This window comes from Sphingopyxis chilensis, from assembly GCF_035930445.1.
Classification (GTDB): domain Bacteria; phylum Pseudomonadota; class Alphaproteobacteria; order Sphingomonadales; family Sphingomonadaceae; genus Sphingopyxis; species Sphingopyxis chilensis.
In genome coordinates this window covers 2,315,276-2,328,466 of sequence record NZ_CP142394.1, presented here as the reverse complement: position 1 = coordinate 2,328,466, position 13,191 = coordinate 2,315,276, and the positions used below count along the sequence as shown (strand labels likewise).

The following is a 13,191-nucleotide window of genomic DNA, read 5'->3' as shown; positions in this document are numbered from 1 at the left end:
GGAACATTCTGTCGCCGTCACGGAACATCTGTCCCCGCGCCTCGTTGGTTGGACAAGAGGCGCACCCCCTTCGCCTCTGGAAAAACAAGGAGATACGCCGTGGGTGAACTCACCGAAAAAGCCAAAGGTCTTGCCAACGAAGCCGCCGGCAATGTGAAGCAGGCGACGGGCAAGGCGACCGACAACGAGCGTCTTCGTGCCGAAGGCGAGGCGCAGGAGCGCAAGGGCGAAGCCCAGAATCTGAAGGGCAAGGTCCAGGGCGCGCTCGGCGACAAGATCTGACCGCCAAGACCTGATAGCTTGCTCACGCAAGCGACAAAAAAGGCCCCGGGAACCCTCTCCCCGGGGCCTTTTTCATGGGCCGCGCGGAGGTGAGGCCTATTTGCCGCCCGAGGCGACGAGATCGACGTCGGTCATCCCGCCGTCGCGGCGCATCATCAGCACATAGGCGAGATCGCCCTTCGTGCCGCCGAGCAGATGCTCGTTGCCGTTGACGCGGTGATCGCTGGTATAGCCGGCGCGGATCGCCATCGTGTGATAATAATCGAGCACTGCCTGCATCGACGCCGCGGTCTGGAAATTGACGACGCGGATATTGCATTTGCCGCCGGCGATCCCGGCGGCTTCGCGCAGCGTCGCGCGCGGATAGACTTTGAACGCGGCGGGCAGGCGGTCGGCCCAGGCGTTGCTGTAGGTCAGCTTGGCGTCGCAGCCGCCCTTCTGCTGGTCGCGCGCGAGCGCGCCGATGGTGACCGGGCGCGCCTGCGCCGCGCAGCCGTCGCAGCCGGCCGCTTCCATCGGAAGTGCCCGGGGCGCGGTGAGCAGCTTGCCGGCCTTCAGCGCCGCGGCGGCTTCGGCGGCGGTCGCGGCCTTGCCGCCCGCGATGCCGGGGACGCCGCCGTCGATCGGCCGGTTGCCCGGCCCGACGGCGTTGCGGTTCGACTGGCCGGCGAGCTTCGGATCGACCATGATCTTGTCTTCGAGCGAACCCTTGATCGCGGGATCGTCGCTCGTCAGCCCGTCGTCGAGCGGTGCGAGATCGGCCTTGGCATTCGGATTGTCCCGGCAGCCGCCGAGCGGCATCGCCGCCATCAGCAAGCCGGCAACGATCCAATTTCCGCGCAACTTCATCGCTAACACTCCCTTAATCCTTTACCGGGAATGCCCGATCCTGGTCAAAAAGGCCCAAATAAAATGCGTTAACGCGGTGGGGTTTATGCCCCGAAAACTGTCTCGGAGCGAGACGCTTTCGCGAAATGGCGCGCGTTCAGGGCTGAAATTGCTTGCGCCTGGCGCGCCACGCGTCGGCGCTCTGCGTCCACGCATCGACGGGCGCGTCCTCGAACGGGGCGGGGAGGCGCGTCGGCCCGCTGTTCGTCGCACCGAGCCGTTTCGCGAGGGCTTGCGAGCGCGTGTTGGCGGGGTCGATGCTGTGCATCAGTTCGGGCCATTTCAGGAATTCGACCGCGAAATCGCAGGCGGCGACGCTGCCTTCGAAGGCGTAGCCCTTGCCCGCGAAGCGCGCGCTGACGCCATAGCCGATCTCGGGCGCCGGCCAGCCGTCGGGCTCCCACGGGCCGAGGCGGCCGACCCATTCGCCGGTATCGCGTTCGATCACCGAGAACATCGAAAAGCCGCGGATATGCCACGCGCCCGCAAGCGTGCACCATTGGCGCCACGCCGCCGAGCGCGGGCACGCGCCGCCGATGAAGCGCATCGTGTCTTCTTCGGCGCACATGGCGGCGAAAGCCTCGAAATCCTCCGCCGCGGGCGGGCGGAGGATCAGGCGCTCGGTGACGAGCAGGGGGCCGTTCAGCATGATCTATCACTTTCCCGCAGCGTTTGACGACGCTTGTGGGGCAAGAACGGTCGATGGACAAGCCGCACGCGCTTGAGGGCACCGGCGTTAACCGGTGCCCTCGCCATCAGCGTGTACGGGTGGAGGGGTCTCGAACCCGCACTCGAGACGGTTTCTGTCTCATTAGCGGCAGCGATATTTGTCGCGGTCGATCTCGCGGCCGAGCAGCGCGCCACCCGCGGCGCCGAGCACGGTACCGAGCAGCTTGTCGCCGCCACCGGCGATTTCGTGGCCGGCGAGGCCGCCGACGGCGCCGCCGATCAGGAGGCCGGTCGTGCCATTGTCCTTCTTGCAGCGATAACGGCCATCATTGTCGCGCCAGATACGGGTGTTGCGGCTGACGCGCTCGTCACGCGCATAATAGCGGCGATCCTTGCGCTTGCGGTAGAAGTCCGACGCCTGTTCGAACTCGTGATAGCCCGGCGCCTTGGCGGGGGTCGTCACGCCGGCGTGAAGCGGGGTGGTGCCGAGGACGCTGGCGGCGACGAACGCGCCCATCAGGCCTTTGGTGAAGATACGCATAGTAAAGTCCTTTCCTGGTTCGGCAGCTCCGCCCCCTTTGAACAGGGGCGTGCGCTTCGAGGGAAAAACGAGCCGGCTCCCGATCGCGTTGCATTAACCCAAGGCAACAAGACGAAGCGAGCGCATCCATCGACGAACCGAAAGGCCCTTGCCGCATCGGCAGCGGCGTGCGAGAAACGGAGCCATGCTCAATATCGGATCGCTCGTCATCGGCGCCATCGCCTTGGTTCTGGCCGTTTTTGCGTTCATTCCGCTGCTCGGCTGGGCGAACTGGGTCATCATCCCTTTCGCCGTCATCGGGCTCGCGCTCGGCGCGATGTCGGACAAGACGAGCGGGCGGAACCTCAATATCGTCGTCATCGTCATCGGCGTCATCCGCCTGATGCTGGGCGGCGGCATCATCTGACCCTCTAGAAGTCAAAAGCCATGGCTCAGACACCGGGCCCCGCGGGGAGCGACCAGGGCGGGCTGCCCTATGCCATTGCAGCCTATGGCATCTGGGGCTTCGTCCCGCTCTTCTTCAAGCTGATCGCGAGCGTCCCGCCGGTCGAGGTGCTGGCGCAGCGGATCATCTGGTCGCTGCCGCTCTGCTTCGCGATCATGCTCTTCCGGCGGCAGATCGGCGAATATCTGGCGGCATTGAAGGACTGGCGGACGCTGCGGCTGCTGCTGGCAAGCGCGGTGCTGATCGCGGTGAACTGGCTCGTCTATATCTATTCGATCTTCACCGACCATGTGCTCGCGGCGAGCCTCGGCTATTATCTCAACCCGCTGGTCAATGTGATGCTGGGGATGATCTTTCTCGGCGAGCGGTTGTCGCGGTTGCAGCTGGTGGCGGTCGTCATCGCGGGCGTGGGCGTCGCGATCCTGCTCGCGGGGGCGCTCGATACGCTGTGGATCAGCCTGACGCTTGCCTTCTCTTTCGGTATCTATGGTCTGCTCCGCAAAGTCGCGCCGGTCGGATCGCTGCCGGGGCTTTCGGTCGAGACGACGGTGCTGCTCTTGCCCTCGCTCGGCGTCGCTGCCTGGTATCTGTGGGCGGGCGACGGGCGCGGCTTTGGATCGGACACGTCGATCAGCCTGCTGCTGATGGCGGGCGGTGTCGTCACCGCGGTGCCGTTGCTGCTCTTTGCGACCGCGGCGCGCCGGATGAGCTATGCGGCGCTCGGCTTCGTCCAGTTCCTCGCGCCGACGCTGCAGTTCCTTTTGAGCCTGTTCGTGTTCCACGAACCGCTCAAGCCCGTGCAGCTCGCCTGTTTCGTGCTGATCTGGATCAGCATCGCAGTGTTCAGTTTCGACATGCTGCGCAAGATGCGCGCCGAACGGATGATCGAGGTGGCCTAGGGCCGCCTATTCTGTCCTCTTCATGCCGGACTTGATCCGGCATCCATCGCCGCAGCCGCTGCATGGACCCCGGCTTTCGCCCGGGAGCATGAACTTACGTGCCCACAGGGGATAATCTCCGGCCAAGTCCGGGTGACGAAGAAAGTTAAACCAGCCGCCAGCCCAGCGTTTCGCCCGCGTGGAAGGGGACGACTTCGCCGATGCGGTCGGGGACGAGCGTCCCGGCGCGTTCGAGCGTCACCGTGCCCTCGTTGAGCGGCAGGCCGTAGAAGCGCGGGCCATGTTCGCTGGCAAAGCCTTCGAAATGGGCGAGCGCGCCGTCCTCGTCGAACGCCTTGATGTAGCTTTCGAGCGCATAGGGCGCGTTGAAGATGCCCGCGCAGCCGCACGAGGCTTCCTTGGTATGCACGGCATGTGGCGCGCTGTCGGTGCCGAGGAAGAATTTGGGCGAGCCCGAGGTCGCGGCCTTGCGCACCGCGAGCCGGTGATGCTCGCGCTTGGCAACGGGCAGGCAGTAAGCGTGCGGGCGGATGCCGCCGACAAGCATCGCGTTGCGGTTGATGTGGAGATGCTGCGGGGTGATCGTCGCGGCGACATTGGCGGGCGCTTCGGCGACGAACTGCGCCGCTTCGGCTGTCGTGATATGTTCGAAGACGATCTTGAGGCCGGGCAGCGCACGGACGAGGGGTTCGAGCGTACGGTCGATGAACACCGCCTCGCGGTCGAAGATGTCGACGTGCGCGTCGGTGACCTCGCCGTGGATGAGGAGCGGCATGCCGATGTCCTGCATCCGTTCGAGCACGCCCATGATGTTCGCGACGTCGGTAACGCCATGCGCGCTGCCGGTGGTCGCGTGCGCAGGATAGAGTTTGGCGGCGGTGAACACGCCCTCTTCATGGCCGCGCGCCATCTGGTCGGGGTCGCTGTGGTCGGTGAGATAGGCGACGATCAGCGGCGTGAAATCGAGATCGGCGGGCACCGCAGCGTTGATGCGGTCGCGATACGCGCGGCCTTCCTCGGCGGTCGTGACCGGCGGCGAGAGGTTCGGCATGACGATCGCGCGCGCGAACTGGCGCGCGGTATAGGGCGCGACATGGGCCAGCATCGCGCCGTCGCGCAGATGGACATGCCAGTCGTCGGGGCGGCGGATCGTCAGGCGGTCGGTCATCGAAAAGACTCGTCGTAAGTGGGCTTGGCTTTGGCTGCCGCGTCCCTAGATTATCGCCATGGCCAATACCACCCTTCACGACCGCGCCCTCATCCGTCTGTCGGGGGAAGACGTTCGCGGCTTCCTGCAAGGTCTGGTCACCAACGACACGTCGGGCAATCTGCCGGTGTGGGCGGCGCTGCTCACCGCGCAGGGCAAGGCATTGTTCGATTTCCTGATCTGGGCCGACGAGGAGGATGTGCTGATCGACTGCGAGCGCGAGGCCGCCGACGCGCTCGCCAAACGGCTGACGCTCTATCGGCTGCGCCGGGCGATCACGATCGAGCGCGACGAGGGGCTTGCCGTCCACTGGGCGCCCGAAGGCGACCTTGGCGTCGTCGATCCGCGGCTTTCCGAACTCGGCCAGCGCTGGCTCGCGCCGGCGGATGAAGGCGAGAGCGAAGACGGGGACGCCGATGCGGCGTGGCGCGCGCACCGGCTGGCGCTCGGCGTCACCGAAGGGCGCGCCGAGCTTGGCGACGGAACGACGCTCTGGCTCGAATGCAATGCCGCCGAACTCAGCGGGGTCAGCTTTACCAAGGGCTGTTACGTCGGGCAGGAAAATACCGCGCGGATGAACTGGCGGCAGAAGGTGAACCGGCGGCTGGTCGTGGTGCCGATCGCCAATGCCGACGAAAAGCGGCAGGTGATCGCCTATCCCGAACTTGGCTGGTCGGTCGAGCATCGGCGGGCGGAGAATGTCGATGCCGCCGAAGCGCCGGAATGGCTGCGCGAGGGGCTCGCCGCCGGTTCATGACAGGTGCAGGCTTTGCTGATAGATTGCGGCCATGCGCGCACTGCTGATTTCCTCGGCGCTCGCCGCCGCTTTCGCCCTGTCGGCCGCCGTCGGTGCGGTGCCGACTTCGTTGCTGCCTGCCGAGCCGGAGATCGCGGCTCCGCCCTCCGGGCTTTCCCCGCTCGCGGCGGACTCGGCGTGGACCCCGCGTTTCGAGGCTGCGGCCGACGAACTGGCAGCGGCGCTGCGTTCGCGCGACGAAGCCCAATGGGCGCCGCTGCTTGGCGGACGTTGGCTGGCCGCTGCCGATCGCGAGCGCATAAGGAGCCTGCTCGACGATCGTGACAGCCCGTTCCTTCATGCGCTTCTCTCGAAGGGATATACGCATCGCGCGATTCTTGGCTGGAACGCCCCCGCGTCGATGAGCGCCGCCGAGCGCGCAGCGATCGAAGCCGGGAAGGAGGCCGAGGCGCTCGTCTGCTGGACCGCGGGCGGAAGCGGCGAGGGGCCCTGGCCGGCGACGGCGCGCGACGCCGACAATCGCCCCGGTCAGCCCTATGCCTGCGCACGAATCGCTTACAGCATTCGCGGCGAGGCGCCGACCTGGCGCGCTTTCATCGAACAGGGCGAGGAGCGCGCGGCGGCGGCCGCCGCACCACGCGAACCCGCTTAACCAATCTCCAACCCAAATTTGCGACAAACCCGTCCATGATCGGACGGTTTCTTGGATTGGCGGTCGCCATCACGGCGTTGGCGGTCGGCGTGGCGAGCGTCGCCAGCCGATCGACCGGCGATGGCGGCGATGCGCCGGTGACGGCGGCGACGCAGGACAACAGCAACTGGACGACGCAGCGCGGCAAGCGCGGCTGGTCGTCGGGTGTCCCGTCGTCGGGCGCGCGATCGCCGGGCGGCGAAGTGCGGCTCGGCCGGTCGGGCGATTCGCATTTCTATGCCGACACCGAAGTCGACGGCACCAATATCCGGATGATGGTCGACAGCGGTGCGTCGATCGTCGCGCTGACACGCCGCGATGCCGAGGCGATCGGGATCGATGTCGACAGCCTGCCGATCGGCGGCATGGCGCGCACCGCGGGCGGCGACGTGCCGATGCGCACCGTGACGCTCGACAGTGTCGTCGTCGAGGGGATCGAGGTGCGGCGGGTCCCGGCGGCGGTGATCGATGCCGACATGGGCGTGTCGCTGCTCGGGCAGAGTTTTCTGTCGAAGCTGGATGCCGTCAATGTCGAGGGGGATATGATGACGCTGCGGTGACGCGGCGGCGTTGGGGTGGTGAGCGGACTGTCTGGTAATGACCTTGGCTGTTCAGAGCGGACGCTTTGATTTGTTGCGCGGACGGGTAAACAGATCAGTGAACGGGTTTCGGGACAGGGGCAATCGAGTGCACAAAGGGGCTTCTATCTTAGGCTTGATTGCCATGCTGTGCCTTGGCGGATGCGAGGGGGACGAGGCATCTCGCTCGTCGCAACAGCGGCGTGGAGAAAAAGCTATCTCTACCGTGTCGGCTAGCCCCGAGATTCAGAATCCTTTTCCGGGCGCCAAGGAAGTTCGGCTGTTTGTTGAAAAAGGATATGGCCCGGATGGCACGCCAATTTTGAGTAGGCCCGAGGGTCGCCTTTTAAGTGCCAGCGAGTTGGCAGATTTTGAAGGGGCCTTGCGTATCGAAAAAGCTCCAGAAGCCATGGCCGCTTGTTTTATCCCACATCATTTTTTCCGCTATTATGACGAGCGCGGCAGGCAAATCGGCGAGATCAATATCTGCTTCTGCTGCTCAGGCGTAGAAGCATCCAAGGGCGCAAAAATATCGGTAGGTCCTGATCAAATCCTGGCGGCCGATTACAAGAAGCTGGAGGCTCTCGTCCTTCGTCTAGGCGAACCGACAGATGTGCTCTGCGATTGATGGAGCGGGGCCTCAAATAAATTGCCGCTTTCGGGATCGAGAGCGTTTGCATCTGAGGACGGCAATCGGTCGTGAACTGCCACACCGGGGCGGCGGTCGCGATCGCGCGCCGGCCTTGCCATTCGCGACGCTTTTCCCCACATCGAGCGCCATGAATGCTTCCAATCCCCCGATGCGCGCGGCGATCGTGCCGGTCACCGCTTTCCAGCAGAATTGCACGCTCCTGTGGTGCACCGCGACGAACAAGGCGGCCTTTGTCGACCCCGGCGGCGACCTGCCCAAGCTGAAAGAAGCGGTGCAGCAGACCGGCGTCGAGGTCGAGAAGATCCTCGTCACCCATGGGCATATGGATCATTGCGGGCAGGCGGGGATGCTCGCGAAGGAACTTGGCGTCCCGATCGAGGGGCCGCACGAGGACGACCGTTTCTGGATCGAAGCCTTTGCCGAGGACGGCGCGCGTTTCGGGATGGTCGGCGAATCCTTCGAGCCCGACCGCTGGCTGGTCGATGGCGACACGGTGACGGTCGGCAATCTCGAGATCGATGTCATTCATTGCCCGGGGCATACGCCGGGGCACGTCGTGTTCCACCATGCGCCGTCGAAGCTGGCGATCGTCGGCGACGTGATCTTTCAGGGATCGATCGGGCGCACCGACTTCCCGCGCGGCAACCACCAGCAATTGCTCGATTCGATCACGCAGAAGCTGTGGCCGCTGGGCGGCGACACGACCTTTCTGCCGGGGCATGGTGCGCACAGCAATTTCGCCCACGAACGGCGGACGAACCCGTTCGTGAGCGATATGGCGCTGGGCGGCTAGGATCCTGACCCTGGCGTCAGCGCGGCGCGACCGCCACTTCTTCCATTTCGGTCGTCGTGATGTTCGTCGGCGTGAGATAGACGATCGCGAGCGCGCCGATGGCGAGGCCGAGCAGGGTCAGCATGGTGATGATCGTGCCGACCATGCGGCCCCACATCATGCCGTCCATACCGAGCGCGTGGAGGATGCGGCCGACAAGGTAGAGCGCGCCAACGCCCCACAGCCACATCGACGAGCCGAGGCCGAGTTCGACGAGCGCGAGCAGGATCAGCACGAAAGCGGTGTTTTCGACGAAATTGCTGTGCGCGCGCATCCGCCGGGTGAGGAGGTCGTTGCCGCCGTCGCCGATAAAGACCTTTTCCCTTGTGCGAACGCGGCCGACGCGGACCGAGAGCCACAGGTTGAGCAGCGCCGCGCCGGCGGCGATCGTCAGGCTGATCGGCAAGATTATCATTTGGCTTCCCCCTTATGGGCCGGTCGTTCCGGCGATGGGGGCGGTGTGGCATCGCCGGGCGCGCAGGGCAAGCTTGTGCCCGATAATGAAGCCGTGGCCATCTTCGCGCGCAATGGGCTTGCCTTTGCGGGCAAAAACGCTATAGCCGCGCCCGATCCGGCACCCGACACCATCTGGCGTTGAGGCACCTTCCGGCGGAAGATTTTTCCTGCGTCATCTGGGCGGGAATGGGCTTCGGCGTGGCGGGCGGGCCAGTCATTCCCGGCGACGGAGATGACAAATCCGGGTAGCCGATTCGTGACACACTATTTGAGAATGCAGGAAAAATCATGGCCGTTCCCAAGCGAAAAACCTCGCCCTCGAAGCGCGGAATGCGTCGCAGCCACGACAGCCTGAAGGTCGAAGCCTATCAGGAATGCCCGAATTGCGGCGAGCTGAAGCGCCCGCACAACCTTTGCAACGCCTGCGGCCACTATAACGGCCGCGAAGTGGTGTCGGTCGGCGCGTAAAAATTCAGCCGGAGGGCATTAGATGGCACTGACACCGCGAATCGCAATCGATGCGATGGGCGGTGACGTCGGCGTGCAGATGATGCTCGCCGGCGCCGCGATGGCGCGCCACAAGCATGATGGCCTCCGCTTCATCCTCGTCGGCGACGAGGTGCAGATCAAGGCGGCGCTCGACAACCACCCGAACCTGCGCGCGGCGTCGGATATCCTCCACACCGACGGCGTCGTGAAGGGCGAGGACAAGCCCAGCCAGGCGATCCGCAAGGCGAAGAGCACCTCGATGGGACTCGCCATCGACGCGGTGAAGCGCGGCGATGCCGGCGGCGCCGTGTCGGCGGGCAACACCGGCGCGCTGATGGCGATGGCGAAGCTGGCGCTGCGCACGATGCCGGGAATCGACCGGCCCGCGCTCGCGGCGCTGCTGCCGACGCTCGGCGACAATGACGTCGTGATGCTCGACCTCGGCGCCAATACCGATTGCGACGCCAACAATTTGATCCAGTTCGCGGTCATGGGCGCCGCCTATGCGCGCACCGCGATGGGGCTGGAACGTCCGCGCGTCGCGCTGCTCAACATCGGCACCGAGGAATTGAAGGGCACCGACGAGATCCGCGACGCCGCGGCGCGGCTGCGCGAGGTTCACGGGCTGCCGATGGAATTCACCGGCTTTATCGAGGGCGACAAATTGTCGCGCGGCGATGTCGACGTGATCGTCCACGACGGTTTTTCGGGCAATATCGCGCTGAAGACGATCGAGGGGACGGCGCGTTTCGTGACCGACCTGCTCCGCCGCGCCTTCACCAGTTCGACGCGCTCGAAGATCGGCTTCCTGATCTCGCGCCCGGCGACCGAACTGCTGCGCCACCATCTCGACCCCAATAATCACAATGGCGCGGTGTTCCTCGGCCTCAACGGCGTGGTGCTCAAGAGCCATGGCAGCGCCGACGCGAAGGGGGTCGCGAACTGCGTCCACCTGTGCGCCGAGCTGATCGAAAAGGATATCACGCGCCAGGTGACCGAGGATCTCGCGAATTTCCGCAGCGGCGACGCGGCATGACGCTGCGCGCCATCCTGGCCGGCACCGGATCGGCGCTGCCGCGCACGCGGGTTTCGAACGCGGAACTGGCGCAGCGCGTCGATACCAGCGACGAATGGATCGTCGAGCGCACGGGCATTCGCTTTCGCCACATCGCCGAGCCTGACGAGACGACCGCCACGCTTGGCGCCGATGCGGCGCGGCAGGCGCTGACGGCCGCAGGGCTCGAGCCGTCGGACATCGGGCTGATCATCGTCGCCACCGCGACCCCGGACAATACTTTTCCCGCCAGCGCCACGAAGGTGCAGGCGCTGCTCGGCACGCCCGACTGCATCGCGTTCGACGTTGCAGCGGTCTGTTCGGGCTTCCTCTATGCCGTGTCGGTCGCCGACGCGATGCTGCGCACCGGCGCGGCAAAACATGCGCTGGTGATCGGCAGCGAGACGTTCAGCCGTATCCTCGACTGGGAAGACCGCACCACCTGCGTGCTGTTCGGCGACGGCGCGGGCGCGATCATATTGTCGGCGGAGGACGTCGCCGACGACCGCGGCATCCTCGCGACGCGGCTCCACGCCGAGGGCAAATATTCGGACATGCTCTATGTCGATGGCGGACCATCGACGACCGGCACCGTCGGCCACGTCCGGATGCAGGGTCGCGAAGTCTTCCGCCACGCGGTCACCAACCTCGCGAGCGTGCTCGGCGAAGTGATGGAAGATATCGGCCTGTCGCCCGACCAGATCGACTGGGTCGTCCCGCATCAGGCGAACAAGCGGATCATCGACGCGACCGCCAAAAAGCTGGGTTTGCCCGCCGAGCGCGTCGTGCTGACGGTCGACCAGCACGCCAACACATCGGCGGCGTCGGTGCCGCTCGCGCTCGACCTTGCGGTGCGCGACGGGCGCATCAAGCGCGGCGATCTTGTCGTCCTCGAAGCGATGGGCGGCGGCTTCACATGGGGCGCGGCCGTCCTCAGGATGTGACCAAAGGCGGACGCGTCGGCGGCCCGCAGCGGGGCACGGCGGAACTCGTCGCGTCAACTTCTCGCTCCATCCGTTTCAGTTTGGCGGATTAATTCGGATTTGTTACATATGCGTAACGGGACTCGTGACGGTGGGGGCTGTCACAGGACCAATTGCGCATTTTCGCTTCAGGAGGGGGAAGGGATCAACATGACCGCAGGGACACTTACGCGAGCCGATATCGCCAGCCGGATCAACCAGCAGATCGGGCTGTCGCGCAATGAATCGGCGGCGATCGTCGAATCGATTCTGGACCATATGTCCGACGCGCTCGCGGTGGGGCAGAATGTCAAAATCTCGGGCTTTGGAACCTTTGTGCTGCGCGACAAGGCGCAGCGGATCGGCCGCAATCCCAAGACGGGGATCGAGGTGCCGATCCTGCCGCGGCGCGTGATGACGTTTCGCGCCAGCCAGACGATGCGAGCACGCGTTGCCGGCAAATAGCTTTCGCCCCATCGATGCCGAGGCCTGGCATGGCCGGCGATGACGGCAAGGCGCCCAGCGCCATGCTGGCAATCGGCGAACTGGCGGTACGCATCGGGGTGCCGACGCATGTGCTGCGATATTGGGAAACGCGTTTTCCGCAATTGAAGCCGCTCCAGCGGTCGGGCCGCCGTCGCTATTACCGCGCCGAGGATGTCGCGCTCGCCGAACGTATCCACCATCTGTTGCATGTGCAGGGATTTACGGTGGAAGGCGCGCGCAAGGCGCTGTCGGAGCCGGACGCGGCGCCTGCACCACAGGCGGCGCCGATGCGCGATACCCAAGCGCCGCCGCGCGCGGCCGGAATCCCGGTCGAGGCGCTCGTCGCGCTGCGCCAGCGGCTGGCCGCGGCGCTGCAGTGAGGCGACGGCGGTTCGGTCCGATAAGGCCGGCCTAGGGTGAGCGTTTCCGATCCTCCGGGCGGGAAGGATCGGCAGCTTCCAACCAAAAAGAACCTCGATGTGGCGCGGGATTCACGGAAAGAGCCCTGCCAGACGACAGGGCCCTCCCGTCCTCTGCGGTCATGACCAAAGGAAGCCCCCTCGGCTTTCCGGGTCGCCAAGGAAAGCCTCTGTCGTACGAGGCTAGGCCTATTCGGCGATATGTCGAATCAATTCGGCCGCTTCCGCGAGGAGGGCAGGTTTGACGCGCGTTGCGCGGAGCGCGCGCCTTGAAAAACAGGGCTGGCGATCCCACTTACGATATATCGCTGGCTTTGTTCTGCATGCCGGAGACTGAGAGACGATCGCGCTCCCGCAAAAAGGGAGGATGACGGTGGATCTCAACCAACTTCTCTATCATCACCAGATGGCGCTCATGGTCGTGAGCCAAGCCCGGCGCGACGGCCATTTGCTGCCGAGCTTCGATCTGCCGCGCTATTATGCGAAGCGGATCAACGAATATCGCGAGCGCCGCGGCCTGGGGGACGGGTTTGTCGCGGTGGCCGAGCAGGCGCATGGCAGCCCGAAGGCCGGCGCGCCGGTTTCCGAGCCTGCGGCCGATTATCCGGTTTTCGTTGGCGACACGCTGGTTGCCGAATTGCTCGTCAACGAGGCGCTCGCCATGACCGACGAGGAAAGGACATCCTTCGGCCTTGACGACGTCGTTGGCCGCCTTGCCGAGGTCCAGGAAGATATCTGGATTATCGGACGCGACATTTATCGTGCGCTGGGGTTCGATGAGGACAAGCTGGCCACGCTCGCCGCCAAATTGCCTGCCTCGCCCGATTTGCATGGCCGGACGAAGAGCGGGGGCGACGATGCCAGATCCGGATAAACCCCGCCCT

General features: G+C 65.2%; 19 protein-coding genes. 14 read left to right on the top strand and 5 right to left on the bottom strand.

The genetic code is table 11. The features are described 5' to 3' along the window. Positions 1–99: 99 nt before the first annotated feature. Entirely contained in the window at positions 100–282 is a 183-nt protein-coding gene (locus VSX79_RS10740; protein WP_179495571.1) for a CsbD family protein, read from the top strand. A gap of 96 nt (positions 283–378) precedes the next feature. On the opposite strand, the gene VSX79_RS10735 is transcribed toward VSX79_RS10740, so the two are convergent. The 3 genes from VSX79_RS10735 to VSX79_RS10725 form a co-directional block, all read right to left on the bottom strand. Further along, the gene (locus tag VSX79_RS10735; protein WP_326913336.1) at positions 379–1,131 is read right to left on the bottom strand and encodes a hypothetical protein; all 753 of its coding nucleotides are present in this window, start codon (positions 1,129–1,131) and stop codon (positions 379–381) included. Positions 1,132–1,267: 136 nt separating this feature from the next. Continuing rightward, positions 1,268–1,819: a GNAT family N-acetyltransferase gene (locus VSX79_RS10730; RefSeq protein WP_179495575.1), complete on the bottom strand. Its 552-nt coding sequence runs from the start codon at positions 1,817–1,819 to the stop codon at positions 1,268–1,270. Between the two features lie 162 nt (positions 1,820–1,981). Next, the gene (locus VSX79_RS10725; protein ID WP_179495577.1) at positions 1,982–2,380 is read right to left on the bottom strand and encodes a glycine zipper 2TM domain-containing protein; all 399 of its coding nucleotides are present in this window, start codon (positions 2,378–2,380) and stop codon (positions 1,982–1,984) included. A 184-nt stretch (positions 2,381–2,564) separates the two neighbouring features. Between VSX79_RS10725 and VSX79_RS10720 the strand changes: the two genes are divergently transcribed. Then, positions 2,565–2,786, top strand: coding sequence for a hypothetical protein (locus VSX79_RS10720; RefSeq protein ID WP_326913335.1), 222 nt, complete (start codon positions 2,565–2,567; stop codon positions 2,784–2,786). Between the two features lie 20 nt (positions 2,787–2,806). Next, positions 2,807–3,724 carry an EamA family transporter RarD gene (gene rarD / locus VSX79_RS10715; protein ID WP_179495579.1) on the top strand — a complete coding sequence of 306 codons (918 nt, stop codon included), beginning with the start codon at positions 2,807–2,809 and terminating at the stop codon, positions 3,722–3,724. 145 nt (positions 3,725–3,869) lie between these two features. Here rarD and pyrC read toward each other — a convergent pair whose 3' ends face one another. After that, entirely contained in the window at positions 3,870–4,892 is a 1,023-nt protein-coding gene (gene pyrC, locus VSX79_RS10710) for a dihydroorotase (protein ID WP_326913334.1), read from the bottom strand. A 58-nt stretch (positions 4,893–4,950) separates the two neighbouring features. Between pyrC and ygfZ the strand changes: the two genes are divergently transcribed. From ygfZ to VSX79_RS10685, 5 genes are all read left to right on the top strand, one after another. Then, the gene (ygfZ, locus tag VSX79_RS10705; protein ID WP_326913333.1) at positions 4,951–5,688 is read left to right on the top strand and encodes a CAF17-like 4Fe-4S cluster assembly/insertion protein YgfZ; all 738 of its coding nucleotides are present in this window, start codon (positions 4,951–4,953) and stop codon (positions 5,686–5,688) included. A gap of 31 nt (positions 5,689–5,719) precedes the next feature. Then, complete coding sequence (locus tag VSX79_RS10700) at positions 5,720–6,340, top strand: hypothetical protein (protein ID WP_326913332.1); 621 nt, start codon at positions 5,720–5,722, stop codon at positions 6,338–6,340. A 56-nt stretch (positions 6,341–6,396) separates the two neighbouring features. Beyond that, complete coding sequence (locus VSX79_RS10695; RefSeq protein WP_326913331.1) at positions 6,397–6,939, top strand: retropepsin-like aspartic protease family protein; 543 nt, start codon at positions 6,397–6,399, stop codon at positions 6,937–6,939. Positions 6,940–6,976: 37 nt separating this feature from the next. Beyond that, entirely contained in the window at positions 6,977–7,585 is a 609-nt protein-coding gene (locus VSX79_RS10690) for a hypothetical protein (RefSeq protein WP_179495584.1), read from the top strand. Positions 7,586–7,736: 151 nt separating this feature from the next. Further along, complete coding sequence (locus tag VSX79_RS10685; RefSeq protein ID WP_306455564.1) at positions 7,737–8,402, top strand: MBL fold metallo-hydrolase; 666 nt, start codon at positions 7,737–7,739, stop codon at positions 8,400–8,402. A gap of 16 nt (positions 8,403–8,418) precedes the next feature. Here the strand turns inward: VSX79_RS10685 and VSX79_RS10680 are convergent, their stop codons facing one another. After that, complete coding sequence (locus VSX79_RS10680; protein WP_326913330.1) at positions 8,419–8,856, bottom strand: MAPEG family protein; 438 nt, start codon at positions 8,854–8,856, stop codon at positions 8,419–8,421. A 329-nt stretch (positions 8,857–9,185) separates the two neighbouring features. Here VSX79_RS10680 and rpmF point away from each other — a divergent pair, with 329 nt between their 5' ends. The 6 genes from rpmF to VSX79_RS10650 all read left to right on the top strand — a co-directional run bounded on the left by rpmF (position 9,186) and on the right by VSX79_RS10650 (position 13,181). Continuing rightward, the gene (rpmF, locus tag VSX79_RS10675; protein WP_056348227.1) at positions 9,186–9,365 is read left to right on the top strand and encodes a 50S ribosomal protein L32; all 180 of its coding nucleotides are present in this window, start codon (positions 9,186–9,188) and stop codon (positions 9,363–9,365) included. Between the two features lie 22 nt (positions 9,366–9,387). Further along, complete coding sequence (gene plsX, locus VSX79_RS10670; RefSeq protein WP_179495587.1) at positions 9,388–10,422, top strand: phosphate acyltransferase PlsX; 1,035 nt, start codon at positions 9,388–9,390, stop codon at positions 10,420–10,422. Beyond that, complete coding sequence (locus VSX79_RS10665; protein ID WP_326913329.1) at positions 10,419–11,384, top strand: beta-ketoacyl-ACP synthase III; 966 nt, start codon at positions 10,419–10,421, stop codon at positions 11,382–11,384. Before plsX ends, VSX79_RS10665 begins: the two co-directional genes overlap by 4 nt. Before the next feature lie 189 nt (positions 11,385–11,573). Beyond that, a complete protein-coding gene (locus VSX79_RS10660; RefSeq protein WP_037556786.1) occupies positions 11,574–11,867 on the top strand; it encodes an integration host factor subunit alpha in 294 nt (97 codons plus the stop codon). Positions 11,868–11,896: 29 nt separating this feature from the next. Beyond that, complete coding sequence (locus VSX79_RS10655) at positions 11,897–12,268, top strand: MerR family transcriptional regulator (RefSeq protein WP_179495589.1); 372 nt, start codon at positions 11,897–11,899, stop codon at positions 12,266–12,268. Between the two features lie 412 nt (positions 12,269–12,680). Continuing rightward, positions 12,681–13,181: a hypothetical protein gene (locus VSX79_RS10650; protein ID WP_179495591.1), complete on the top strand. Its 501-nt coding sequence runs from the start codon at positions 12,681–12,683 to the stop codon at positions 13,179–13,181. Positions 13,182–13,191 lie beyond the last annotated feature (10 nt).

Excerpts from the sequence above, each read along its gene's own strand:
- VSX79_RS10735 (WP_326913336.1), bottom strand. The coding sequence starts at position 1,131 with ATGAAGTTGCGCGGAAATTGGATCGTTGCCGGCTTGCTGATGGCGGCG.
- VSX79_RS10730 (WP_179495575.1), bottom strand. The coding sequence starts at position 1,819 with ATGCTGAACGGCCCCCTGCTCGTCACCGAGCGCCTGATCCTCCGCCCG.
- VSX79_RS10725 (WP_179495577.1), bottom strand. The coding sequence starts at position 2,380 with ATGCGTATCTTCACCAAAGGCCTGATGGGCGCGTTCGTCGCCGCCAGC.
- VSX79_RS10720 (WP_326913335.1), top strand. The coding sequence starts at position 2,565 with ATGCTCAATATCGGATCGCTCGTCATCGGCGCCATCGCCTTGGTTCTG.
- rarD (WP_179495579.1), top strand. The coding sequence starts at position 2,807 with ATGGCTCAGACACCGGGCCCCGCGGGGAGCGACCAGGGCGGGCTGCCC.
- pyrC (WP_326913334.1), bottom strand. The coding sequence starts at position 4,892 with ATGACCGACCGCCTGACGATCCGCCGCCCCGACGACTGGCATGTCCAT.
- ygfZ (WP_326913333.1), top strand. The coding sequence starts at position 4,951 with ATGGCCAATACCACCCTTCACGACCGCGCCCTCATCCGTCTGTCGGGG.
- VSX79_RS10700 (WP_326913332.1), top strand. The coding sequence starts at position 5,720 with ATGCGCGCACTGCTGATTTCCTCGGCGCTCGCCGCCGCTTTCGCCCTG.
- VSX79_RS10690 (WP_179495584.1), top strand. The coding sequence starts at position 6,977 with ATGACCTTGGCTGTTCAGAGCGGACGCTTTGATTTGTTGCGCGGACGG.
- VSX79_RS10685 (WP_306455564.1), top strand. The coding sequence starts at position 7,737 with ATGAATGCTTCCAATCCCCCGATGCGCGCGGCGATCGTGCCGGTCACC.
- VSX79_RS10680 (WP_326913330.1), bottom strand. The coding sequence starts at position 8,856 with ATGATAATCTTGCCGATCAGCCTGACGATCGCCGCCGGCGCGGCGCTG.
- rpmF (WP_056348227.1), top strand. The coding sequence starts at position 9,186 with ATGGCCGTTCCCAAGCGAAAAACCTCGCCCTCGAAGCGCGGAATGCGT.
- plsX (WP_179495587.1), top strand. The coding sequence starts at position 9,388 with ATGGCACTGACACCGCGAATCGCAATCGATGCGATGGGCGGTGACGTC.
- VSX79_RS10665 (WP_326913329.1), top strand. The coding sequence starts at position 10,419 with ATGACGCTGCGCGCCATCCTGGCCGGCACCGGATCGGCGCTGCCGCGC.
- VSX79_RS10660 (WP_037556786.1), top strand. The coding sequence starts at position 11,574 with ATGACCGCAGGGACACTTACGCGAGCCGATATCGCCAGCCGGATCAAC.
- VSX79_RS10655 (WP_179495589.1), top strand. The coding sequence starts at position 11,897 with ATGGCCGGCGATGACGGCAAGGCGCCCAGCGCCATGCTGGCAATCGGC.